Origin of the sequence: Streptomyces sp. NPDC091972 (assembly GCF_044756385.1) — a bacterium.
In the GTDB taxonomy this organism is placed as follows: Bacteria; Actinomycetota; Actinomycetes; order Streptomycetales; family Streptomycetaceae; genus Streptomyces.
On sequence record NZ_JBIVSV010000018.1, the window covers coordinates 94,070 to 117,701 of the forward strand.

At 69.9% G+C, this 23,632-nt stretch carries 19 protein-coding genes; 7 read left to right on the forward strand and 12 right to left on the reverse strand.

Annotated features, from left to right (window positions below; all coding sequences use genetic code 11):
- Positions 1-37: 37 nt before the first annotated feature.
- From ACIQJT_RS37905 to ACIQJT_RS37925, 5 genes are read right to left on the reverse strand one after another with little or no spacing between them, the layout of a single operon-like run.
- Complete coding sequence (locus ACIQJT_RS37905; RefSeq protein ID WP_402650159.1) at positions 38-1,126, reverse strand: alpha/beta fold hydrolase; 1,089 nt, start codon at positions 1,124-1,126, stop codon at positions 38-40.
- On the reverse strand, positions 1,113-2,642 hold the full coding sequence (locus ACIQJT_RS37910) for a bifunctional 3-(3-hydroxy-phenyl)propionate/3-hydroxycinnamic acid hydroxylase (RefSeq protein ID WP_402650160.1): 1,530 nt from the start codon (positions 2,640-2,642) through the stop codon (positions 1,113-1,115). The genes ACIQJT_RS37905 and ACIQJT_RS37910 overlap by 14 nt, the downstream gene beginning before the upstream one ends.
- Positions 2,639-4,501 (reverse strand): acyl-CoA synthetase, encoded by a 1,863-nt coding sequence (locus ACIQJT_RS37915; RefSeq protein WP_402650161.1) that lies wholly within the window; start codon positions 4,499-4,501, stop codon positions 2,639-2,641. Before ACIQJT_RS37915 ends, ACIQJT_RS37910 begins: the two co-directional genes overlap by 4 nt.
- Positions 4,498-5,439 (reverse strand): fumarylacetoacetate hydrolase family protein, encoded by a 942-nt coding sequence (locus ACIQJT_RS37920; protein ID WP_402650162.1) that lies wholly within the window; start codon positions 5,437-5,439, stop codon positions 4,498-4,500. The genes ACIQJT_RS37915 and ACIQJT_RS37920 overlap by 4 nt, the downstream gene beginning before the upstream one ends.
- The gene (locus ACIQJT_RS37925; RefSeq protein ID WP_402650163.1) at positions 5,436-6,566 is read right to left on the reverse strand and encodes a VOC family protein; all 1,131 of its coding nucleotides are present in this window, start codon (positions 6,564-6,566) and stop codon (positions 5,436-5,438) included. Before ACIQJT_RS37925 ends, ACIQJT_RS37920 begins: the two co-directional genes overlap by 4 nt.
- A 121-nt stretch (positions 6,567-6,687) precedes the next feature.
- On the opposite strand from ACIQJT_RS37925, the gene ACIQJT_RS37930 reads away from it, so the two are divergent.
- Positions 6,688-7,344, forward strand: a complete 657-nt coding sequence (locus tag ACIQJT_RS37930) for a TetR/AcrR family transcriptional regulator (protein WP_365463997.1) — start codon at positions 6,688-6,690, stop codon at positions 7,342-7,344.
- A 9-nt stretch (positions 7,345-7,353) separates the two neighbouring features.
- Here the strand turns inward: ACIQJT_RS37930 and ACIQJT_RS37935 are convergent, their stop codons facing one another.
- Positions 7,354-8,454, reverse strand: a complete 1,101-nt coding sequence (locus tag ACIQJT_RS37935; protein WP_402650164.1) for an MBL fold metallo-hydrolase — start codon at positions 8,452-8,454, stop codon at positions 7,354-7,356.
- Between the two features lie 79 nt (positions 8,455-8,533).
- Here ACIQJT_RS37935 and ACIQJT_RS37940 point away from each other — a divergent pair, with 79 nt between their 5' ends.
- Complete coding sequence (locus ACIQJT_RS37940; protein WP_402650165.1) at positions 8,534-9,214, forward strand: GntR family transcriptional regulator; 681 nt, start codon at positions 8,534-8,536, stop codon at positions 9,212-9,214.
- Between the two features lie 16 nt (positions 9,215-9,230).
- Here the strand turns inward: ACIQJT_RS37940 and ACIQJT_RS37945 are convergent, their stop codons facing one another.
- From ACIQJT_RS37945 to ACIQJT_RS37965, 5 genes are all read right to left on the reverse strand, one after another.
- Positions 9,231-10,202: an amidohydrolase family protein gene (locus tag ACIQJT_RS37945; RefSeq protein ID WP_402650166.1), complete on the reverse strand. Its 972-nt coding sequence runs from the start codon at positions 10,200-10,202 to the stop codon at positions 9,231-9,233.
- Between the two features lie 996 nt (positions 10,203-11,198).
- Complete coding sequence (locus ACIQJT_RS37950; RefSeq protein WP_402650167.1) at positions 11,199-13,829, reverse strand: alpha-L-rhamnosidase C-terminal domain-containing protein; 2,631 nt, start codon at positions 13,827-13,829, stop codon at positions 11,199-11,201.
- 336 nt (positions 13,830-14,165) lie between these two features.
- Positions 14,166-15,542 (reverse strand): MMPL family transporter, encoded by a 1,377-nt coding sequence (locus ACIQJT_RS37955; protein WP_402650208.1) that lies wholly within the window; start codon positions 15,540-15,542, stop codon positions 14,166-14,168.
- A gap of 23 nt (positions 15,543-15,565) precedes the next feature.
- Complete coding sequence (locus ACIQJT_RS37960; RefSeq protein WP_402650168.1) at positions 15,566-15,781, reverse strand: hypothetical protein; 216 nt, start codon at positions 15,779-15,781, stop codon at positions 15,566-15,568.
- 58 nt (positions 15,782-15,839) lie between these two features.
- Complete coding sequence (locus ACIQJT_RS37965; RefSeq protein ID WP_402650169.1) at positions 15,840-16,511, reverse strand: TetR family transcriptional regulator; 672 nt, start codon at positions 16,509-16,511, stop codon at positions 15,840-15,842.
- 68 nt (positions 16,512-16,579) lie between these two features.
- Here ACIQJT_RS37965 and ACIQJT_RS37970 point away from each other — a divergent pair, with 68 nt between their 5' ends.
- The gene (locus ACIQJT_RS37970; RefSeq protein ID WP_402650170.1) at positions 16,580-17,467 is read left to right on the forward strand and encodes an SDR family NAD(P)-dependent oxidoreductase; all 888 of its coding nucleotides are present in this window, start codon (positions 16,580-16,582) and stop codon (positions 17,465-17,467) included.
- Positions 17,468-17,661: 194 nt separating this feature from the next.
- Here ACIQJT_RS37970 and ACIQJT_RS37975 read toward each other — a convergent pair whose 3' ends face one another.
- Complete coding sequence (locus ACIQJT_RS37975; protein ID WP_097276311.1) at positions 17,662-17,865, reverse strand: cold-shock protein; 204 nt, start codon at positions 17,863-17,865, stop codon at positions 17,662-17,664.
- A gap of 398 nt (positions 17,866-18,263) precedes the next feature.
- Here ACIQJT_RS37975 and ACIQJT_RS37980 point away from each other — a divergent pair, with 398 nt between their 5' ends.
- The 4 genes from ACIQJT_RS37980 (at position 18,264) to ppk2 (ending at position 23,072) form a co-directional block, all read left to right on the forward strand.
- Positions 18,264-19,847, forward strand: coding sequence for an FMN-binding glutamate synthase family protein (locus ACIQJT_RS37980; protein ID WP_402650171.1), 1,584 nt, complete (start codon positions 18,264-18,266; stop codon positions 19,845-19,847).
- A 17-nt stretch (positions 19,848-19,864) separates the two neighbouring features.
- Complete coding sequence (locus ACIQJT_RS37985; protein WP_402650172.1) at positions 19,865-21,628, forward strand: thiamine pyrophosphate-dependent enzyme; 1,764 nt, start codon at positions 19,865-19,867, stop codon at positions 21,626-21,628.
- A 123-nt stretch (positions 21,629-21,751) separates the two neighbouring features.
- On the forward strand, positions 21,752-21,994 hold the full coding sequence (locus tag ACIQJT_RS37990; protein WP_402650173.1) for a DUF6411 family protein: 243 nt from the start codon (positions 21,752-21,754) through the stop codon (positions 21,992-21,994).
- A 61-nt stretch (positions 21,995-22,055) separates the two neighbouring features.
- Complete coding sequence (ppk2, locus tag ACIQJT_RS37995) at positions 22,056-23,072, forward strand: polyphosphate kinase 2 (RefSeq protein ID WP_365463965.1); 1,017 nt, start codon at positions 22,056-22,058, stop codon at positions 23,070-23,072.
- The last annotated feature ends 560 nt before the right edge of the window (positions 23,073-23,632 follow it).

The window sequence follows — 23,632 nt, forward strand, 5'->3', positions numbered from 1 at the left end:
ACACGGAAAAGCGATTCTGCCGCGAAGCAGCCTCCCCTCACGCCTGGGTGAAGAATCCGGTGAGGGTGTCGATGAAGTCCTGCGGCTTGTCGAGGTGGGTGACGTGGCTGGCGTCGACTCGCTTGTAGGTTCCGTGGGGCAGGTATGTCATCGCCTTGTCGGCGTCGTTCTGGTCCATGGCGCCGTAGAGGATGTCGCCGTCGACCCAGGAGTAGTTGGCGTGCATCAGCAGGGTGGGTGCGGAGATCTTCGCCAGAGCGGTGGCGTGATCGAAGCCGGAGTTCCATGTGCCGTCGTAGAACGCCTCCCCGAAGCGGGGGTCGTACTGGTAGTCCATGCCACGGACGAAAAGGCGGATGGTGTCGTCGGTGAGGAGCGGGATTTCCACCGGGCGGCCGGGGACGAGCAGGCGTTGGGCCTTGATGGCCGCGGTGAGCGCGGCGGCCGCGCCGTCACCGACGTTCTGGGTGATGAATTCCTCGTTGTCGGAGATCCAGAACAGCAGGAAATCCTGGATGTCCTGTGCCACGGCCTTGGCGCTGGAGGCGAAGTCGCGGTAAGCGATCGTCTTCATGATCCGCGGGTATTCCGAGGCGAACAGGGGCGGGTCCTCCAAGATCGCGGCCTTGACCAGGTCGGGCCGATTGGCCGCGAGCCAGGCCGTGAGGAGGCCGCCGGAGGAGTTGCCGGTGACGAACGCGGGCCGGCCGACCACGGACTCGACGAACGAGGCGAGGTCGGCGCCGATCCGGTTGGCGTTCATCGGGTAGTCCGTCGACGTGGTGGTCGTGCCGTGGCCCTGGTAGTCGACGTCGAAGACGTGGAACGACGCCGCTAGGGCGGGCAGGACGCGGCTGTAACTGAACCAGTCCATCTGCTGGGCGTGCAGGAGCAGCAGGGCCGGACCGTTCGCGGGCCCCTCGCGGTAACTGAAGTTCACGTCGCCGATCCGTGCCGTCTTCGCGCGGTAGCCGGCCAGGTTCACGCGCAGGTGCCAGTAGGCGTCTCCGCCGGTGTCCGCCTGGGCGCGGCCGGCTCCCGGGACGCCGGCCAGAAGGCCGGCTCCCAGAACTCCGGCGCCGGTGGCCAGCGCGCGACGTCGCGAGATCCTGTCAGATGTGCTCATGTGTGCTCTCCTCGTTGAGAACCAGGTCGAACTGGGGCAGCTTCGCGAGCAGCCGGGTGAGTGAGCGGCCGGCAGCCAACACCGTTCCGTCCGGACGGACGACGGCGGCACGGGCACGGCCCGCACGCAGCCAGCGGTGCAGTTCTCCGGACGGCTCGGTGTGTACAAGCACCGCCCCACGGCGCTGGACGACCGCCCGTTGCGGGGCCCGGAGTTCCTCTCGGGTGACGAGGGCGAAGCGGCCGGCCGCCGCCTCGTCGAGTCGTCTGCCGTCGGCGAGAACGGCGTTGGGGGACAGGCGGCCGGCGAGCGAGCGGCCGAGGCGCGGCCGCGTCACCATGTCCGACCGGTGCAGCGGCGGTGATTCGCTGTCGAGGACGCGGCCGGAGAATCCGGGAGTCCTGGCCAGTCTCGGTGCCAGCACGCGGCGGATCAGTTCCCCCGGGCGCCCGCCTTCGGTCATCGCCTTGCCGATCACAACCGCCAGCCGGATCATCGTGCGCGCGTGCGGCTTGCGCTCGGTCTGATACGTGTCGAGCGCCGACTCGGGCAGACTGCCGGCCCGTACGCCGGCGAGTTTCCAGGCGAGGTTGGCGGCGTCGCGGATCCCGGCGCCCATCCCCTGGCCGACGAAGGGCGGGGTGAGGTGTGCGGCGTCGCCGAGCAGGAACACCCTCCCCTCGCGCCACCGGTCCGCAACCTGGGCGCGGAAGGTGTACTCGGCCACGCGAAGAACGTCCAGGTCGCTGTCCGGGATGTCCTTGGTCCAGGGCGCGAGCAGGGGGCGCAGTCGGCTGTGGTCGCGGAAGGTCTCACGGTTCTCGTCCGGCAGCAGCCGGAACTCCCATCGGTAGCGGGTCTTGCCGATGCGCATGTAGGTCGCGGCGCGGTGCGGATCGCAGACCTGGTGCACGCCTTCCCACGCCCCGAGGTCCGCGGTGGTGGCGATGTCGACCACGAACCAGCGCTGCTCGAACCGGAGGTCCTCCATCGTCGCGCCGATGGCTGTCCTGGTAAGGCTGTTCGCACCGTCGCAGCCCAGCACATACTCCGCTTCGATCGTCTCCCGTCGCCGGGTGTCCGTGTCGATCACATCGACGCGGACGCCGTGCGCACTCTGCGCGACACTGACGACCTCACTTCCGCCCCGCAGGGTGACGGGGCCGCTCAGGCCGGCGCGCAGCAGGCGCTCCAGGTCGGGCTGGTCGAACATGTTGGCTTCCGGATAGCCGTGGCGTCCGTCGCCCGCGGCGCGCCGGAACTCGGCCAGCACCCGCTGGCTGGGATCCAGCAACCGCAGCCCGTAGCAGGGCCATGAGGTGGCGGCGAACACGTCGGCCAGTCCCAGGCGCCCGAGGGTCCGGTAGACCTCGTCGTCCAGGTGCACCGCGCGGGGCTGCGGGAAGACCGCCTTCCAGCGGTCGAGCACCAGGCACTCGACGCCGTACCTGCCGAGCAGAGAGGCGGCGGTCAGGCCAGTCGGTCCGGCGCCGACGATCACGACGGGGACGCTCACGGACGCACCTCGACGCGGGCGGGGACGGCGAAGCGGTCGAGCACGGCCTTCACCACGACGCTGTTGTCTGCGGAGGTGCTGACCACCGCGACCACTGTCCCGTCCTCGACGACCGCGTGGGCCTCGCCGGTCCCGGCGAGGGCCTCGCGGATCACACGGCGGGTGGCGTCGGCACGCAGGGCGAGTTTGTAGGGTTTGCCGACGGCGGTCACCGGCAGGGTGTCGAGCACCGTCACGGACTTGGGTGCGGCGGCCCGTTCGGTGACGCGTTCGGCGGCGAAGGCCATCAGTTCGTCCTCGTCGACTGCCGTACCGGGGGTGAGCGTGACGTACGCGACGGGGACCTCGCCGGCATGCTCGTCGGGGCGGCCGACCGCGCCCGCCGCGGTCACCGCTGGGTGCGCCAGCAGGGCGTCCTCGATGACGGCGGGGTCGATGTTGTGGCCGCCGCGGATGATCAGGTCCTTGGTGCGGCCCGCCAGGCGGACGAAGCCGTCTTCGTCCACGGCGGCCAGATCGCCGGTGTTCAGCCAGCCGTCGGCCAGTTTGCCGCCGCCGTCCAGTGCGTGGCCGCGTTCGTCGCAGCCGACGACGTAGCCAGGGAACACGGTCGGTCCGCTGATGGCCAGTACGCCTGTCTCGCCGTGCGCCAGTTCCCGCCCGGTCCGGGGGTCGACCACCTTCAGCCGCTGGTACGGCATGCGCTGGCCGACGACTCCCGGCCGCGGTGTGCCGGGGAACCCGCGCACACTGGCGCAGGTGGCCTCGGTCAGGCCGTAGCCCTCGAGCAGTTCCACGCCGGTGTGTGCCTGGAAACTCTCGCGGACGGCGGCGGGCAGCGGCGAGGCGCCGACGATGGCGAAGCGCAGGGCGCGGATGTCGGCGTCCAGCGGCACGTGCGCCAGCGCCGCGTACACGGTGGGCACCGCGCTCATCGTGGCGATGCGGTAGTGCTCGACGATCTTCCAGAACTGCCCGTACAGCTCGGGTTCGCGATAGCCGAGCGGGCCGGCCCACACCGTCTGCTGGCCCTTGAACAGCGGTGCGAGCAAGGTGACCACCAGCGCGTTGACGTGGAACAGCGGCAGCCCGGCGAAGATGACGGAGTCCGCGTCGACGGAGGAGTTGGCGGCGACCGTCCAGGCGTCGGCGATCTCGTTGGCGTGCGTGTGCGCTGCCAGCTTCGGCGCGCCGGTGGTGCCGCCGGTGTGGAAGAGCGCGGCCAGATCCGAGGAGCGTGGCGGTGCGCCGGTGAACGTGTCGGGGTCCGAGTCGGCGGCGAGGTCGTGGAGATGGGCGACGCGCACTCCGGCGACGTCGGGAAGGGGCGGCGGGGCACCGGTCGCACCGGTCGGGCGCAGTACGAGGAGGGTGTCGAGCTGACCGGCGAGTGCGCGCGCGGTGTCCCACACCGTTGGCGCCAGTTCCGGTCCGGCGGTGATCAGGATGCGGGCGCCGGATCGGCGGAGCAGTGCGGTGAGGTGGCTTACGGACAGGGCGCCGTTGAGCGGTGCGGCGATCCCGGCCAGTTGTGCGGCCAGCGTCGCGGGCACCAGGTCGTCGCAGTTGGGCGACATCAGCGCCACGGCGTCGCCGCGCCGCACTCCCAGCTCGCGCAGCAGGTTGGCGTAGCGGTGCACGTCGGCGAGCAGGCCGGCGAAGGTGCGGGTGGCGGGTTCGCGCCAGCGAGTGGCGTCGGGCAGCACGCTGGTGGCCGTGCGCTGTGGCCACAGCCGGGCCGCGCGTGCCAGCAGCGCGTAGGTCGAATCCGGCAGTCCGCGCGCCTCGAGCGGCACGGACTCGATCGCGTCCAGGTCAGCGGGTTCGGCGTAGCGCGGCCACATGAGGTCTTCGGTCATCGCGCGTACCTCACCGTCGTGCGCTGGGTGCCGAGGTCGAGCTTCCCGTCGTCGGTGGCGACGCGGGCTTCGATGACATCGCCGTCTGCCAGGTACTTCGGGTTCTTCGCCTGGCCCTTGAAGAACAGCCGCCACTTCAGTGCCGGGGGCAGCAGGCCGGCGATCTTCTCCACCGGCTTCGGCGGAGCGGACAGTGCGGTGCCGGCGGGTGTTCCGGTCAGCACCAGGTCGCCCGGGTCGAGACGCTGGAACCGGGTCAGCGCCCGCAGCGCCTCCAGGGGCGGGTAGACCATGTCTCCGCCGACGAGCGCGTTCTGGCGCGGCTCGCCGTTGACGGAGAGTGTCAGCCGCAGGTCGGGGAAGCGCGCGAAGTCCTCGGCGTCGAGCAGTACCAGGACGGGGCCGACCGGCGTGAAACCCGGGTAGGACTTGGCTTCGTAGAACTGTGTGCGGGTGAGCTGGATCTCTCGTGCGGACACGTCGTCGGTGACCACCACCCCGGCCACGTACTCGGAGAGGGTGTCAGCGGTGATCTCGGTGCCGAGGGGTATGGCGCGGCCGATGACCAGTCCGATCTCGACCTCGTAGTCGAGCAGCCGCACGTGCGCGGGTTTGACGACGTCGTCCTCGGGGCCGCCGATCGACCCGGACGTCTTGCGGAAGAACGTCAGTGGGACGGTGGCCGGGTCCATCCCGGAATCCCGTACGTGCGAGGCGAAGTTGGTCATCTGGGCGACCACCCGGCAGGGGGCGGTGACGGGGGAGAGCGGCGCGAGGTCCTCGGTGCGGTCGGTGGCCGGGGACGCGGCGGCGGCCTGGATCGCCTGCCGGTCGGCAAGCAACTCGCCGGTGGTGGTCGCCGCGGTGACGATCTTGGTCGCGCCGCCGTCGGTGAGGACGTACCAGGCGTGGGCGGTGCGCAGGAGGGAGGTGCTCATGAACGGGCCACTTTCAGCATGCCGAGCAGGCGGCGGAGGTCGAATTCGTTGTCTTCTCGCAGTGCGGAGAACATCCCGCGCAGCTCGCGCAGGGACTCCTTGCCCGGCTTGACGCCGAGGAAGTCCGCGGTGGCGGGCGGCCCCCACTGGGCCAGGCCCGAGGCGGTCATTGGTGCCCAGCCGGGTTCGAGGGTGTTGTCGAAGAGGTCGCCGTCGCTGAAGTGTTCGACGAGGAATCCCTCCGGGTCGCGCCAGTAGTCGAAGAGCTGGCTGCCCTCGATGTGTCTGCCGATCCCCCATGACCGCTGGTAGCCGTGGTCTCGCAGGTACTCCCCGCCGGCGGCGAGCGCGTCCAGGTCGGCGACCTGGTAGGCCGAGTGCACGTAGCGGTTGACCGGCCCGAGCATCATGGCCAGGGTGTGGTGATCGGTCGGGGTGGCGCCGCGGTCGCAGCGGATGAAGCTCATGACCGGACCGCGCTCGCGCTGCCCCGGGTAGTACAGGAAGTCGCTGACGATCATGCCCAGGTGCTTCAGGTACCAGTCCAGGGTCCGGCGGTAGGTCGTCGTCTGCAGCACCAGGTGCCCCAGCCGCTGCACGCGGGCGGGCTCCCGCGGCGGCCGCTGCGTGGTGTTGGTACGGCGCTGGTCGTGTCCTGAGTTGAGTGTATGCGGTATCTGCGGTGGCAGGGCGGGCAGTTCGTGCGTGCCGGAGACGACCCGGACGGGCAGCCCGCCGGGATCTGTTGTGTCGGCGGCGATCCCCCCGAGGGTCTCCGGCAGGCGGGTGACGCGGTGCCCGGTGGCCTCGGCGAGCCGTCGCACGTCCTGCGCGTCGGCGGCGTGGAACGCCGGCCCGAGGAAGGTCGACCTGGGTCCCTTGCGGACGATCACGCAGGGCGTGCCGGGGTCCGTGCCGCGCAGGTGCAGTTCGTCCGCGGTGCGCAGGGAGGTGGTGAACCCGAACGCCCCGGCGAAGACCTCGGTGCGTTCGAGGTCCGGTTTGGCGAACTCCAGCCAGGCGAGGTCGTGCACTTTGATCAGGGGATTCGCGTCACGTCCGCGGTGTTCGCCGGCGAGCGCGCCGTGCTCGCTGTGCAGATCCGCATGGTGGTCCTGGTCGGTCATGGTCATAACCCTCTCGCAAGTTCTGAAGATATCGTCAGTCCTGACGATTCCCTCAGTCAAGAGTTCTGACGATTTCCTCAGCACTGACTAAGCTGGTTGACCGAACGACAGAGGGAGACGCATGCCCGAGCAGCCTTCAAGCCGGCTGGAGCGCCGCAAAGCCCACACCCGCGCGGCCCTCGTCCGGGCCGCGCAGGCGCTCATCGCGACAGGTCGGACCAGCGTCCCCGTCCTGGAGATCACCAAGGCCGCGGACGTGGGAACAGGCTCGTTCTACAACCACTTCGCGTCGAAGGAGGATCTCTTCCGGGCGGCGGTCGAAGCCGCACTGGAAACCCACGGCGCGCTGCTGGACGAGCTGACCGCGGACCTGGCCGACCCGGCACAGGTGTTCTCGCAGAGCTTCCGCCTGACCGGGCGCCTGCACCGACGCCAGCCCGATCTGAGCAAGGTGCTGCTGCACTACGGGTTCGAACTGACCACGTCCGACAACGGGCTCGCTCCGCGTGCCCGCCGCGACATCGAGGACGCCGCACGCGAGGGCCGGTTCACGGTGCGCAACCCCGAACTGGCGTTGGTCACCGTCGCGGGCGCCGCCCTGAGTCTCGGCTGGCTGCTGCACCGCCGCCCGGACTACGACGACGCCGAAGCCACCGACCAGGTGACCGAGGATCTGCTGCGCATGTTCGGCATCGGTGCCGCCGAGGCGCACGACATCTGCACCCGGCCGCTGCCCGATCTCGACGCCGCGATCGACCGGGCCGACTTCGCCGCCTGAGGCGGGAGTTCACCTGCCCAACGGGATGTGCATGAGGTCGTTGCCTACGTAGACCCGGCCGTTGTAGCCCTTGCCTGCCTGGCTCTTCCACCGGCTGTCGGGTATCTCCTTGCTGCCCGGGGCCAGATGCGACAGCACCAGCGTCTTCACCCTGGCCGGCCGGGCCACCTCGGGGCCGATCCGCGTCACGTCCGCGTGACTGTTCTCGTGGTGTTGCAACTGCTCCGGCGTGAGACCCGCCGCCTTCACGATGTCCAGGTCGATGGCCTCGTGCACCAGGATGTCGCTGCCGCGGGCCAGGGTGACCATGTTCGGCGTGATCGTGGTGTCACCGGAGAACGTGACCGACCCGTACTCCGTGTCGAAGCGGAACGCGAATGACGGGAACACCGGCGGGTGGGCGACCAGAATGGCGCTCACCTCCACATGGGCGTCGGACATCACGGGGAACGGATCCATCAAGGGAGCCATCTCGCCGAGCGGGCTCGCGCCGACCTCGGGCACGGCGATCTCGTGCACGCGGTACAGGTTCCTGATGTCGGGCCAGTTCTCGTCGCGCATGCGGAGGTTGATGTCATAGGCACTCGCGGAGATCGACTTCTCGACGAAATCCGCGAGTCCGGGTGTCGGGTTGTCCGGCGCGAGGGTCGCGACCGGTTGCCCCGACGACGGCGCGGGCAATGCCCCTGCGGAGCCGGGTCCGTAGAGCGTGACGGGGTGCGAGAGCGCGTTGACGCCGCCGAAACGCAGCCAGAGCAGTGTGAAGAGGTCGGCGAGGTGGTCGGAGTGCAGGTGCGTGACGAACACCGCGTCCACGGCGGCCGCGGAAATTCCGGCTTTCTGGAACTGGTCGAACGCGCCGTGCCCGAGGTCGATCAGGTAAATCCTGCCGTCGACCAGCAGGGCGCTCGCAATGCCGGTGCGTCCCTGCATCGGGACGGGACCGGCGGCGGTGCCGAGCAGTACCAGATGGGCGCCCGTGTTCAACTCGGATGCCGGCGGCAGGGTGGTGGGACGGGCCGCCGCGGCGGCAGCGGCGGACGGGGCACCGATCGCGGCACCGGACGTCACCGCGGTGGCACGAAGGACGGAGCGGCGGGACAACGACATGCAGCCTCCTATTTTCGATATTTTCCTGAGGAAACAAAATCAAGGTCAATTTCGGAATGTCGTGTTATCGTGACGCACGATGCCAGCCGTACCGACCACCCGAAGCAATGAGGTCTTCGACCGCCTGCGCGCCGACCTGCTGGCCGGTCGCCACGCTCCCGGCTCGAAGCTGAAGCTCGCGGTGCTCGGACAGCGCTATACGGCCAGCCTCTCCGTGGTCCGCGAGGCGCTGAGTCGCCTCGCCGAACAAGGCTTGGTGGTCGCACACCCCCAGCGGGGCTTCAGCGTCGTCGAGCTCAGCCCCGAAGACCTCGCCGATCTGACCGCCACCCGGATCGACCTCGAGACACTCGCGGCCCGGCGTTCGGTGGAGCGGGGCGACCTCGCATGGGAGACCGCGCTGGTCGCCGCGCACCACAGGCTGGCGGGCACTCCGACGACCACCCCCGACGGCGAGGTCAACGAGGAGTGGATCGCTGCTCACCGGGCGTTCCACGAGGCACTGATCGCGGGCTGCGGGAGCCGCCGTCTGCGAGCGATGGCCACCGCGCTCCGGGACGCCGCCGAGCTGTACCGGATCTGGTCGCAAGCGCTCACGCGCGACCACACCCGGGACATCGCCGGAGAGCACAGCGCCTTGCTCTCCCTGGCCATCGGCCGTGATGCCGAGGGCCTGGCGAGCGTGCTCGCCGCCCATATCCAGCAGACCACCGACGTGCTGCTGCGCTATGCCGCGCAGGCCGGGCTGGGCGAAGCCTGACTGCCGCACGCGGCCCTCAGCTCCGCCGCGCGACGCGCGGAAACAGACGGGTGCCGTTGCGCGCCGCCAGGGCCCGCCACGTCTCCTCGCCGGGTCGGTCCGCCGCGTCGATGGCGGCGAGCTGGGCGTCCACCGCGAACGACGGGGTCCAGCAGTAGTCGCTCCCGTAAAGCAGGCGCTCCGTGCCGAACGCGTGCTCTACGGCCGGGACTTGGTTCGGGAACGGCGTTCCGGCCATGTCGAACCACAGATTCCGCGCCTGGTCCGTCACCGGGTCACCATCCGGCGCCAGCACGGAGCGGAACAGTTCGATACGGTCCGCCAGCAAAGGTAGCGGGCCACCGCCGTGAGTGAAGATCCACTGGATCCCGGCATATCGCTGGAACGCCCCGGTGAAGACCAGGTCGCTCACCGCCCGGACCGTCTCGAAGGGGAACTCCAGCATGGGCCGGGGCCGGCCGAGCGCGATGGTCTCGGCATGGGGCGGCGACGTCGGGTGCACCAGCACGGGCGTCCGGCGTCGCGACAACTCCTCCCACACGGGCGCGAATTCCGCGTCGCCGAGGTATCGGCCACCGACATTGGTCTCGACGATCACGCCGTCGCAGTCGAGTTCGTCGAGTGCGTGGACCAGTTCCGTGAGCGCACCGTCCACGTCGGGCAGGGGGAGGGACGCCAGGTGGCCGAAGCGGCCGGGGTGAGCACGGCGGAGCTCGGCGCCGGCGTCGTTCACTTCCCTGGTGAGGCGGCGTGCGGCCGCGTCGTCTCCGAAGTGGGTTCCCGGCGACGAGACCGACAGCAGTGACGCCTCGATCCCCCACTTGTCCATCAGCTCCAGATGCTCGTCGGCCTCCCAGCCGGGCCACCACGGCATTCCGTCCGGCGCCTGGTGCCCCGCCGCCTGGGCGGCCTCGACGTAAGCGGGCGTCAGGAAGTGTGCGTGCACGTCGACAAGCCTGTCCACGTCGTCAAAGGGTTTCTCGGTCATCGTCGGCACCTCGCTGCTTCTCGACGGGCAACGCGCACAGTCTTCGGCCAGAGTTTCGAAATTTCAAGTGATTGACCAAATTTGTGGCTGCCAGGCGGCACCAGGGGAGCGGTGTTCCCACGGTGCGGGTGAGCGTGACGCGTCCCGGACGGCGACCCTTGGCGATGTCGGCGACAGGGAGTACAGCCTCCGAACTTCCGATGCCGCAGCGGTGTGCCGGTCTCGAGGACGATCGCCACCTCGCCGCCGTGGGCCGCAGCCACGACTTGACGGCGATCGGAGCCCTGGGCGTCTTCAGTCGCAGCCTGATGGCCGAGCAGGTGACCGCCTGGGGGTCTGAGAGTCGACCTGATGCGCACGGTGTACCCCCCCAGCAGCACGCCGATCGATATTCGCTGGCACCGCAGCGCAGTTCTGCGAACTCGACGTGCCTGGCGTCTCAGCAGGAGCTGAGGGCATCCCGCTCGCGGTGTCGCTGACCGGCGGCAACCGCAACGACGTCACTAGGACACACGCGGTCCGGGGGTCCGCCTTTCCTACGCCGTGGTCGAAGGCCGAGGGCTCGGGGAGGGCGGGGTCGCACGGGACGGCACGGGGGTAACCGGTCATCTTGACGGCACAGATGACCAGTCACTCGGTTGGTGTTGCAGCAGGGCGCGATGGCTGAGACGGCGTCGGTGGCCAACGCCGTCTCTGACCGGGGTGGGCGCCGCCACGGCGGCGCGGATGTCCCACTCCGTCTCGCCCGCCGTGCACCGACGACGGCGCAGTGTCCGAGCACCCGCACTGGGACGGGTTGCCTCGGTCGCAGGCCGGCGCCGTGGAACGGCGGCCGATCCACGGCTTTCGATGCCGGGGGGCAATCCCGCAACGTTCCGGAGCATCACTTCAGCGGGCTCCAACACTTCCGGGCCGTGGCCGGCCGCTCTCTCGCCGACCTGCCTCCCGTCACTCGCTGGCTGTCTCCGCGGTGATGCTCATCCAGTCAGACGTCACCTAGCGCGAGACGGTGAAGCGGTGGCGGCCCGCTCCCAGACCGGAGACCGTGACGCGGTTGCCGTCCTTCGCCACCTGCCGGCTGTGTGCACGACGACCGTCCCAGAGAACCCGCCCTTCCTGGCGTACCACCGCCGGTGACTCGCCGACCGGCAACGATGCCACGCCGCGGGTGCCGTGGGGAACTCGGAGCGTGAGGGTGAACGACGTCTCCGAGTTCGTCCAGTCGACCGCCAACGGACCGGCCGGAGTCGGTAGTTCGCCTTGCGCCCAGGCGACATCGCCCGGATGGGGCTTCACCTCCCAGTCGACGTATCCGGGAGACGTCGGCCGCGCGCCCAGGAGTTGGTGTGTGAGTGCCGGCAGCACACCCGTGGACCACCCGTGCGCCATGCTCGTGTAGGCGCCCTCGTAGAGGGAGCCGTCGGGGCCGATGCCCTCCCAGTTGGTGACCCCGGGGTCGTGGCTGTCCATCCAGCCGTAGGTTCGCCGTATCTGGTCCAGGGCGGAGGCTTCTCGTCCGCTCTCGAACCGGGCCACGATCTCAGGGTAGGAAGTGAACGCGTAGACGCGCTGGGAGGCGTCGCCGAAGATGGTGTCGTTGTCCATGAAGGCGTTGCCGTACGGCAGACGTGTGGTGGCCTCGAGGTGGTCGAGTGCCGAGGCCGCACGCTCGGGGCCGGCGAGGCCGGAGACGATGGCGAGGGAGTTGCCGTCCTGGGCGTGCCGTACGGCTCCGGTCGAGGAGTCCAGGTAGGCGCCGACGGAGTCGTCCCACAGGTGGGCGTTGACCGCGGTGGCCACAGCTCCGGCTCGGTCGGTCCATCGCTTGGCGTCGGTCTCGTGCCCCAGCCAACGGGCCAGCGCGGCGCTGTCGTTGAGCGCCTTTACGTACAGCGCGTTGTAGTAGGTGATCTGGCCGGTGCGGTCGAGAAACGCGTAGTCGCCGTAGCGGCCGGTGTCGTTGAGGCCCTTGCTCAGCAGCCCGGCGGAGTCGGTGACGCTCGGGTACCAGGTGTCCAGCACTGCGACCAGGTGGGGATAGTAGCGGGTGGCGTAGGTCCGGTCGCCGGTGTAGAGGACGTAGTCCCAGCTGCACGTCACCCACCACAGGGGATAGTCGAACAGGGGCAGGTCGTATCCGGCTATGGAGGCCGGGGGGATCCAGCCGTCGGAGCGCTGGTGGTCGGCGAGGTCGGCCAGGACGTTGCGCGCGGCGGCCGCCGTGTCGTCGTGGGTGAGGTAGAGGGTGCGTGCGGAGACGGCGAGGTCGCCGACGTAGGGGTCGCGATCGCGTTTGGCCCCGTCGTGCAGGACCAGCCTGCCTTCGAGCGTGGGGCTCCAGGCGTTGCGGGGGTCCACGTCGTCTTGGCGGAAGGTGTCGGTGACCAGTTCGTTGGTGTAGGAGGCTCCGTACCAGTACCGGTTGAGGTCGTCGTCGGAGCAGAGGAACCAGCCGCGGTAGGTGCTGGGCGTCCCGACATAGCCGGTGAAGTCCAGCTCGACGGAGTCGATGCGGACGGTGCCCCAGGGCTGGGCGACGGGGGCGTCCCCCGGCAGCGCGTCGAGCGTGATCTTGAGGTAGCGGAATCCGTGCAGTCCGTCGGCGAACACCTTGCCGTCCCGGAGGTACCCCTTGTGGTCCGTCCAGGTGGTGCCGCCGGCGGGGACGGCGAACTGGTCGGTGCCCTGGCCGGCGCCGCCCGCCTGGTCGGAGCGTGTGAAGTCGGATCGGTCGGTGAGGAACTGCCTGGTCTCCGAGAACGCGAGGCGTACCCCGGGGGAGTTGCCCGAGGCGGACGCGAAGCGGATGCGGGGGTATCCCACGACGACCTTGCCGAAGTCGACCGTCACGCTGGGGGCAGCGACCGCCTCCACGGGGGCGGGCCACACCTCGTTGATCCGGCTGAAGGCGCCGCGCGGCGTGTCCTGTACGGCCGTGACCGTGATGCGGACCCGGCTCGTGGTGAGGGTCTGGGGGAAGGGGACTGCCCGCTGGATGACATCGTTGTCCGAAACCGTGGCGGCGGTGTGCCAGGCGTCGTCCTGCCAGGTCTCCACCGTGAAGTCGGTGGGCACTCCGTCGCTGTTGGACACCACGGTGATGCCCGACAGCTGCTCGGCTGCGGGAAGGATGATCGTGAGCGTGTCGGGGAAGGCGGCGATCGTGTCGTCGTTCCAGAAGGTGTCCGGATCGCCGTCGATGGCGTTGCTCGCGTCGTAGGTGCGCGGCTGGCCGTCGTTGCCGTTGTTGCCCGCGTGGGCGGAGGAGGCCTCAGCCGTGGTGCCCACGGGCCAGCGTGGTGGTGCGACGGGCTCGGGACGGGTCAGGACCGTGACGGCACCACCGCGCTTGAGCAACGCTTCCGGGGCGCGGGTCTCTCCCGTGGAAGCGATGACGCGCACCGGCCGGACGGTGCGACCGGACGGACCCTGCACGTAGCGGTGCCAGGAGCCCGGGGTGGTCGGCACCTTGTCGGGCACCGGGGACGAAGCGGAGGCCGTGGCCGGGGAAGCGGTGGCCAAGGGGAGTCCGGTGGCGGTGAGCGCGGCCATGCCGGCTCCCGCCGTCATGACGGTTCTGCGGGTAGGTCCGTTGACGGACTGCGCGTTCCTGCGGCTCGTGGGCATGACGTCTCATCCCTCTTGCTCGATCGATTGAAACGATTCAAACGAGGTGTGCGGAGAGAAGGTATCCCGGGCGCGTTTCTCAAGTACATACTGCGGACGTCTGTTTGCCGGGCCTTTTGGTCGGCCTCCACCACAAGGTTCGGATCCGCCGTGATGGCTGACGGTCGGTCAGCGCCTGAGCCCGTCACAGGGCTAGACCCGCAGCCGATCAAGCATCGAACTGCACTTGCGAGGGCAAGGCCGCGGGTCGGACTGCGGTCCTGATCCGCGGCACCTTTCGACGGGCCCGTGAGGGGCGTGGCGCCCGGCCTGTCTTAGGCCCCGGCTCCTTCGTCGTCACTCACGACCGTCGGGGTTGCGGCAAGCCGGACAAGCCTTCGGTGGGTTGGGACGATGACACCTGCCTGCAGATCGGAACGCCGTACCGAGGCCTGACCTGCGCCGGTCTCGCCTCTCCTGTCCCGGTGCGGGCGCTGGGCCTGCTGTGGGACGCGGTGTGGGTACTGGTCGGGGATGCGGTGCTCGCGGTCGCCGCGCCGGCGACGTCCTGGGCTGCCTGGCCGGTTCGCCGGCGTCTCTTACGGAAGCCTGACCCGGTCCTTCGGATGGCCGTGCGAGAGCAGCCGTGCCCGGGCACGGCGGTCCGTACCCGGGCAATGCGTCACCGGTTCTCCGTCTCCCGGTCCCGCCTGCGCCAGGTGAGCGGAAGTGCGGGTTCGAACGGCCGCCGGACGGACCGGGCCGGGCGCGCCGAGTAGCCGGGTGTTGGCCGAACGACCTGGCGCGGGATGAGGAACGGGTCGACGCGCCAGCCGAGGCCGCCGAGTCCGGCGGTGAAGAGGTAGATCCATCCCAGACCCCTGCGCCGCAGGTAGAGGTGGGCGTGACCTGGGCGGATGCGATTTCGGGGAGATGGCGCACGGTGGCGGCCAGGCGGTTGAGTCCCGCCGTGTCGTCGGGCCCGTGCATGGGGGACACCCGGAGGAGGGGGCCGTTGGTGCCGGGGCCGAAGCCGTCGGCGAGCAGGTCGTAGGCCCGACGCGTAGTAGTTCCGGCGGGGTCGTTGGCGGCGTCGGCCGTGCCGAGCCGCAGGGAGAGGGCGGGCAGGGACAGGACGGTGAGGACGACGGGCGCCACAACGCTGAAGGCGGCCTTGTGACGGTTGACGAGATGGGACCACCGGTATCGGGAACCGGCGCTGGTCGCGGTTTCCGCACGGGTGTCGACGGAACCGGGTGGGCTCGAGGAGAGTCGGCGGCGCTGGCGACGGGTGAGCAGCCTGGTGCCGAAGACGTCGAGGAGCGCCGGTAGGAGTGTCATGGCGGCCAGGACGGTGAACAGGACCGTGATGACGGCGGCGAGACCGACTCCGGTCAGCGGGGTGATCCTCAGGGTGAACATCCCGAGCAGAGCGACGATGACGGTGCCGCCGGCGAACAGGACGGCGCGCCCGGAGGTGTTCTGGACTCGTAAGGCGGCTTCCTGCGGGGAAAGGCCGGTATGCAGACCGGCGCGGTACCGGACGACGATGAACAGGGCGTAGTCGATGGCGACGCCCAGTCCGATCAGTGCGGCGACGGTAGGGGCGATGGTGCCGAGGGTGGTGGTGCGGGACAGCAGGCCGATGGTGAGCATGCCGGCACCGACACCGGCTGTCGCCACCAGCAGCGGGACGAGCATGCCGAGAAGGGTGCCGAAGGCGAGGAACAGGATGACGCCGCGGCTAGGACACCTGTCTACTCGGTGCTCAGGTTGGAGGAGCTGGTCGCGTTGCTGACCGCCCCGCCACCCAGGGCGTTTTCCACGCGGGAGTCCGCAACGGACTCGGCGGTGCGCATGACCCTGGTGGTGTCCGCGACGGGCACCCGGTCTGCCTGAGCGTCGAAGGTCACCGTGGCGTAGGCGATGGTCCGGTCCGGGCTGATCTGGGCGGCGCCGGAGGGGCCGTACATGCTGGTGACGGAGAAGAATCGCTCCCGCCCGCTCGGGCCGGTGGGCAGCAGCCCGAGATCAGCCAGAGGTCGGTGTGCCCGCCCCAGTGCCCTTCAGGAAAGCGGTGAGGATGCGGCGCAGGCGGGGTTCCACCTCGACGACCGCGTGCGCGAGCCGGGGGTCGCTGGTGTAGAGCTCCCGCAGGCGAGGGCCTGGACTGGCCATCTGCCACAGAGCACCCGCCATGCCCGTAGCGGTGGAGATCATGTCGACGGCCTGCTGCTCGTCCAGCCCCAGAAGCCGGCCCAACTCGGCGCTGATCGCAGCGACCTCGTGCAGCGCGACAAGCTTGAACGCGCGTACCGTCTCCAGCGACACGTTGCGCTCCAGGTTGAGCGGGGCCTGGGCCAGCAGGTCGCAGAACATGGGGCGTGCGGCCAGCGTCTCGGCGAACACCTCGGCGACATCCGCGGCTGTGGCCTCCCGCCTGGCCCCCAGGTCGGCGCGCAGCGCCGCGGACCACTCCCGCCAGCCCTCCGCTGTGAGCTCGAGGAAGATCTGCTCCCGCGTCTCGAAGTAACGCAGCAGCGCTGACTTGTGCATGCCCACTTCCGCGGCGAGGTCGGTGAGCGTCACCTCACGGATGCCGCGCCCCTGGCCGAGCCGCCGGGCCGCCTCCAGGATCGCTGCTTCACGCGCCTGCTTGGCCTCCGCGCTGCGGGCCCGTTGGAAGGAGGCTGCCTGAGTCATGCAGTCATCATAGGGACACTTAGCGCAACCGTGTTGCATTATTAGGAGAACGGTGTTGCACTAAACCTATGACTGATACTCAGCACGAACGCGGCACCCAGGTCTGGTTCATCACCGGCTCGTCTCGCGGACTCGGGCGCGCCCTGGTCACCGCGGTCCTCGACGCCGGCCATCTCGTCGTCGCCACCGCCCGCCGCCCCGACACACTCGCCACGGAACTGGAGGGCTACGGTGACCGGGCCCTCGTCCTGCCGCTCGACGTCACCGACGCCGATGCGGCCCGCAGGGCGATCGACGCCACGCTCGACCGCTTCGGCCGCCTCGACGTGTTGGTGAACAACGCGGGGTACGCCAATGTGTCACCGGTGGAGACGGCGGACGACGACGACTTCCGCGCCCAGTTCGAGACCAACTTCTGGGGCGTCTACAACGTGACCAAAGCGGCGCTGTCCACTCTGCGCCGGCAGGGCTCGGGCACAGTGGTCCAGTTCAGCTCGGTGGGCGGACGCGTCGGCGGGTCCCCGGGCATCGCCTCGTACCAGGCGGCCAAGTTCGCGGTCGATGGATTCACCCGGTCGCTGGCAGCGGAGACCGCGCCGTTCGGGGTGCGATTCATGGTGGTCGAGCCGAGCGGATTCGCCACCGACTGGGCGGGCTCCTCCATGACCGTCCACCCCATCCCGGAGGCCTACGACGAGACGGTAGGCGCGCTGAACCGGCAGGTGCGCCAGAGCGAGGCCGGCGCTGCCGGCGACCCGGAGCGGGCTGCCGACATCATCGTGCGTACGGTGCGACGCGGCGAGGTCCCGAGCCATCTGCTGCTCGGCGTGAACGCGGTGACCATGGCGCTCGACTACTCTCGTCGCCAACTGGCCGAGGCGAGTGCCTGGGACAAGGTGAGCCGCTCGGCCGACTTCACGGAACCGTACCCCGTGGAACTGCCGCCCCAGGGATAGCACCGGCCCTGCGGGTAACCGTCCGTTCGGCGCCGACGCCACGGAGCCCGGGGAAAGGTAGCCGACACAGCGCGGTCGGCGAAGTGTCCGCCACCTCCGTGGTGCGGAGTTTCCGACTGGTCCAGTCACGGATCTGCATGAGCGAGGCGGCTGCCGAACCGGTCAGCCGCCTCGCGCTGCGTTTCGTGGCCCGCTCAGCCGCGGACGATGTTCTGCGCCTGCGGCCCCTTCTGTCCCTGGCCGATGTCGAAGGTCACGTGCTCGCCCTCGGTCAGCTCGCGGTACCCGTTGCCCGCGATCTCGGAGTAGTGCGCGAAGACGTCCGGGCCCCCGCCGTCCTGCTCGATGAAACCGAAGCCCTTCTCGGAGTTGAACCACTTCACGGTGCCGCTGGCCATACCGTCGATCCTTCGTTCATACCTGGAGCAGCCGTCGAACCGGGCATGCTCCGGCCCTGCAACCGCACGAGCCTCAGCTGTTGTACCCCCGATCACTCGCCTTATCCGACCGACACCACACCGCATGCGAAGCCCGCTCACACCAGCAGACCAGTCACCGCGACACCATCTGCTGCGAGAGGTGCGCCGGGCCCACCCTGCTGTGCCCTCCGCGTCCGGGCCAGAGATGCGTGGCGACGCTGCTTCGTGATTGCGCAAAACGGTGGAGTTCCGGATGTAGCGCTTGAGTGCGGCCCAGCCGCTTTCGCCGGGGGACTGGACGACAATAGGTCCTGTCTTGCACGTTTCTTGACCGAAAGGGCGGGAGTGGACCTCTGACGCAGGGCAATGAGCGAGAAGTGAAACGCATTGCGATCGTCGTCCTCACCCTGGCCGCCGGCATCGTGGCGGTCGTCGCCGCGGCAGGTTTCTCCCCCTGGTGGTGGCTGGCCGCCGTACCGCTCACCCTGCTGGGTCTGCTGGGTGCCGCGGACCTGTTGCAGCGCCGGCATTCGGTGCTGCGCAACTATCCCGTTCTGGGCCACGCCCGCTTCCTCCTGGAGCGCATCCGCCCGGAGCTGCAGCAGTACTTCATCGAGCGCAACTTCGACGGGCGACCCTTCGACCGGGATGTCCGCACCATCGTCTACGAGCGTGCGAAAGGCACCGACGCCGAGCAGCCGTACGGCACCGAACGGGACGTCTATCTGCCCGGCTACGAGTTCCTGGTGCCGTCGATGGCGCCGTGCCCGGTGCCGAAGACACCTCCGCGGGTGCGGATCGGCGGACCCGACTGCTCCCGCCCCTACGACATGGCCCTGCTGAACGTGTCGGCGATGAGCTTCGGCTCGCTGTCGTCCAACGCGATCCTCGCCCTCAACGGCGGCGCGGCGGCCGGAGGTTTCGCCCACGACACGGGGGAGGGCGGCCTGTCGGAGTACCACCTGAAGCCGGGTGGGGACCTGGTCTGGGAGATCGGCACCGGCTACTTCGGCTGCCGTACCCCGGACGGCGACTTCGACCCGGCCGAGTTCGCCGACAAGGCCGCCCACGATCACGTCAAGTGTGTGTCCCTGAAGCTTTCGCAGGGCGCCAAGCCGGGCATCGGCGGAGTCCTGCCGGGGGCGAAGGTCAACGCGGAGATAGCGAAGGTGCGGGACGTGCCCGAGGGGCGGACGGTGATCTCGCCCCCGTACCACAAGGTGTTCTCCACCCCGCGCGAACTCGTCCGCTTCATCGCCCGGATGCGCGAGCTGTCCGGCGGCAAGCCGACCGGATTCAAACTGTGTGTGGGCTCGCGCCGGCAGTTCCTCGCCGTGTGCAAGGCCATGCTGGCGGAGGGCACGGCCCCCGACTTCATCATCGTGGACGGAGGCGAGGGCGGCACCGGAGCCGCTCCTCTGGAGTTCGCCGACCACGTGGGCACCCCGCTGACCGAGGGCCTGCTCACCGTGCACAACGCCCTCGTCGGCGCGGGCCTGCGCGACTGGATCAGAATCGGTGCGAGCGGCAAGATCGCCACGGGCACCGATCTGGTGAAACGGCTGGTGCAGGGGGCCGACTACGGCAACGCGGCGCGGGCGATGATGTTCGCCGTCGGCTGCATCCAGGCCCAGCGCTGCCACACCAACACCTGCCCCACCGGGGTGACGACCCAGGACCCCCGGCGCGCCCGCGCCCTGGACGTGCGTGACAAGACGCCGCGCGTCCAGCGCTTCCAGGAAGCGACCGTGGCCAGCGCCCTGCAGCTCATGGCGTCCATGGGCGTCACCGATCCCGCCGACCTGCGCCCGCACATGCTGCGCCGGCGCATCGATCCCTACACCGAGCGCTCCTACGAGGAGTTGTACGAGTGGCTCGAACCGGGGCAGCTGCTCGCCGAGCCGCCTGCCGCCTGGGCGGCCGACTGGACCGCCGCCGACCCCGACCGATTCACCGTCTGAAAAACCGGAGGACTCACGTGGCCCGCACCGTAGCCCGCGTCATCGTGGACGCACTGAGCGAACTCGGCGTGCACCAGGTGTTCGGCGTCGTGGGAGACGCGCTGAACCCCCTGACGGACGCCATCCGCACCACCGAGAACCTGGAGTGGGTGGGTTGCCGGCACGAGGAGGCGGCGGCGTTCGCCGCGAGCGCCCAGTCGCAGCTCTCGGGCACGCTAGGTGTCTGCATGGGTACGGTCGGACCCGGTTCAGTCCACCTGCTCAACGGACTCTACGACGCGGCCAAGAGCCACACCCCCGTCCTGGCGATCGCCGGGCAGGTACCGCTCGCCGAACTCGGGACCGACTACTTCCAGGAAGTCGACAACGACGCCCTCTTCAGCGACGTCGCCGTCTTCCGCGCGACCATCACCTCGCCCGACCAACTGCCGCAGATGCTCGAGACAGCGGTACGCCACGCCCTCGGCCGCAAGGGCGTCGCCGTCCTGACCGTGCCCGGCGATCTGGGCGAGCGCGAACTGACCTCGGACCGCCCGGCCCGGTTCTCCCTGAACGCCCCGCTCAGCCGACCCGAGGAGTCCGCCGTACGGCGGGCCGCCGAACTCCTGGACCGCTCCGAGCGGGTCACGCTGCTCGTCGGGCGGGGCGCACGCGCCGCTCGCGAGGACGTCCTGACCCTCGCCGACCGGCTGGCCGCACCCATGGTGCTCACCCTCAAGGCCAAGGAGGGCTTCGAGGGCGACACCAATCCGTTCCAGGTCGGCCAGACCGGGCTGATCGGCAACCCGGCCGCCGCGTCGGCCCTGCAGGACGCGGACACCCTGCTGCTCCTGGGAACCGACTTCCCGTACCGGGACTGGTATCCGGAGGGGAAGACCGTCATCCAGGTGGACACCGAGCCCGCCCACATCGGGCGGCGCGTGCCGGTTGACGTCGGTCTCGTCGGCGACACGGGCGCGACCGTCCGGGACCTCCTCACCCACCTCGCCGCCGCTCCCGCCGGGACGGACGGTGCGCGGGACCGCTCGCACCTGGAGAAGGCACGTGAGCGCTTCGAGCAGTGGCGCGAAGGTCAGGCACGGCTGGCCGACCCCGCACACGACAAGGGCCTGCTCGGCCGGGTCCGATCCTCGCTCGACAACCGCACCCACGACATCCGGCCGGAGGCACTCGCGGCCGTCGTGGACCGGCTCGCCGACGACGACGCCGTCTTCACCTCCGACACGGGCATGGCGACGGTGTGGCTCTCGCGGTTCGTCGAGATGCGGGGCGAGCGGCGGCTCATCGGCTCCTACAACCTCGGCTCGATGGCCAACGCGATGCCGCAGGCGCTCGGTGCCCAGTGCCTGGACCGCGAGCGGCAGGTCGTGGCCTTCTGCGGGGACGGCGGGCTGAGCATGCTCCTCGGCGACCTCATGACGCTGAAGACGCACCAGCTTCCCGTGAAGCTCGTCGTCTTCGACAACCGCCGCCTGGGCATGGTCAAACTCGAACAGGAGCAGGTCGGCCTGCCGGAATTCGGCACCGTCCTGGACAACCCCGACTTCGCCGCCGTGGCCACCGCCATGGGCATCCCCGGAATCCGGGTGACCGACCCGGCCGACCTGGAGAAGGCCGTACGCCGCGCCTTCGACACCCCCGGTCCCGTGCTGCTCGACGTGCTCACCAACCCGGACGAGGTCGCGGTGCCGGCCAAGCCGACCGTCGAGCAGGGCTGGGGCTTCGCCGTGGCCAAGGTGAAGGAGATCGTGCGCAGCCACGGAGACGACAGCACGCGCTGAGAACGCACCGGAGGTGAGCGAACCGGTCGGGAAGAACGGTGCGGCGTGATTGCGGGTGGACGGGGCACGCGGTCCAGCAGAAGCGGAGAAGAGCGAAGATTCCCACCGACCCCGGAGCCCTTGATGGTCATCGCCGTTGTCATCGCCGCCTGTGTCCTCCTGGCCGTGCTGGCCTTCTTCCTGCCGCACCTTTCCCGGCATCCGCAGAACGGTGCCCAGCGTGGTCTCGGTGCCGGCTCCCGGGCCGGGTCCAAGGCGCCAGGGGTCCTGGGGCGGCTGCTGAGCAAACCCTTCAGTTCCAGCTCCCGCGCGGTCGGCCGCAGCGGCTCCGCCGGCCGCCGGGCGCGAGGCCGCCTTCCGTTCTGAGGGTGCCGGCCGTCGCAACGGTCACCCGCGTCGGCACATGAGGATGATCAGGAGATTGGTGATGTCGGAGCACGACGACAGGACCCGGCCGGACGAGAACCAGGACGAGGGGGACCGGGTCGAGGCAGAGCTGCTCGACGGCCTCCGGGTGGACGAACGCCGGCCGGAGAAACCGATCCTCCTGGACGGCGACGGAAGCCCGGTCGACACGTGGCTGGAGAACTACCCGTACGACCGGAAGGTGAAGAGGTCCGAGTACGAGAGGACCAAGCGCGTCCTGCAGATCGAGCTGCTGAAGATGCAGCGCTGGGTGAAGGAGACCGGCCAGCGGGTGGTCGTGCTCTGCGAGGGCCGTGACGCCGCCGGCAAAGGTGGCACGATCCAGCGGTTCACCGAGCGGCTCAACCCGCGAGGAGCCCGCGTCGTGGCCCTGGAGAAGCCCACCGAGAGGGAAGCGGGTCAGTGGTACTTCCAGCGCTACGTGGCGCATCTGCCGTCCCGCGGCGAGATCGTCTTCTTCGACCGGTCCTGGTACAACCGGGCCGGCGTCGAGCGCGTGATGGGCTTTTGCACCGAGGCGGAGTACCGCACCTTCCTGGAGCAGGCCCCGCTGTTCGAGGAGATGCTGACCCGGGACGGCATCCTGCTGGTGAAGTTCTGGTTCTCGGTGTCCCAGGCCGAGCAGCGGACCCGTTTCGCGATCCGCACGGTCGACCCCGTACGCCGCTGGAAGCTCTCCCCGACGGACCTCGCCTCGCTCGACCTGTGGGACGAGTACACGGCGGCCAAGGTCGACATGTTCCGGGCGACGGACACCCCACACGCCCCGTGGACCGTGGTGAAGAACAACGACAAACGCCGCGGCCGGCTGGAAGCGATGCGCAGCCTCCTGGACCGCTGCGACTATCCGGCCAAGGACCACGCGGCCGTGGGCAAGCCCGACCCGTTGATCGTGGGCGCCGCGAACACGCTGCTGGAGGCCGGTGAGGAACCCACCGATCTCTCCCCGACTCCCTTGACCGGGTACGGCCTGGGCCCCGGCAACCACCCGACGAGCGCGAACGACGAGCAGTCCTGAGCCACGGCGTAGGGCTTCGCGCGCGGTGATGCCGTGCCGAGCTCAGTCGAAGGCGCACCTCCCGAGATCCGCCGGGCTCGTGGCGCGGCTCCCCGGCCGCCCCACCCCGGCGATCACGGCTGTCACCCGCGCGATTGCCTCGACCACCTGATACGTGCCGCCGGACGTCGGATTGGTGGGACGGGATGACGTCCACGGTCGCGAGTCGCTGCACGGATGCCCGCACCCGGTCGCCGCTGCTGCGCCGTCGTCTCGCTCAGCCGGCACCTTCGTCCCCCCGGTGCCCTGCGGGGACAAGGGATACGGCCACGACGACTTGCGGCGATGGCTCCGCACCCGCGCTGAAGCTGATCGGAAAATCGACGTCCGGGAGGGCAGGCGGCATCATCCGGGCCGCGTGCCGGACCGGATGACGGTCGATCTTCCTGCACGCCCTGTTGGCCTGGACGGTGGTGGGGGGGCGCGCCCCGCGGGGCGCCCCCCCGCCCGGGGCGGGCCCCCCGGGGGGGCCGCGGGAAGTTGGGGGTGGTGCCCGGCCGGGCGCCCCGGCCAAGAGGAGC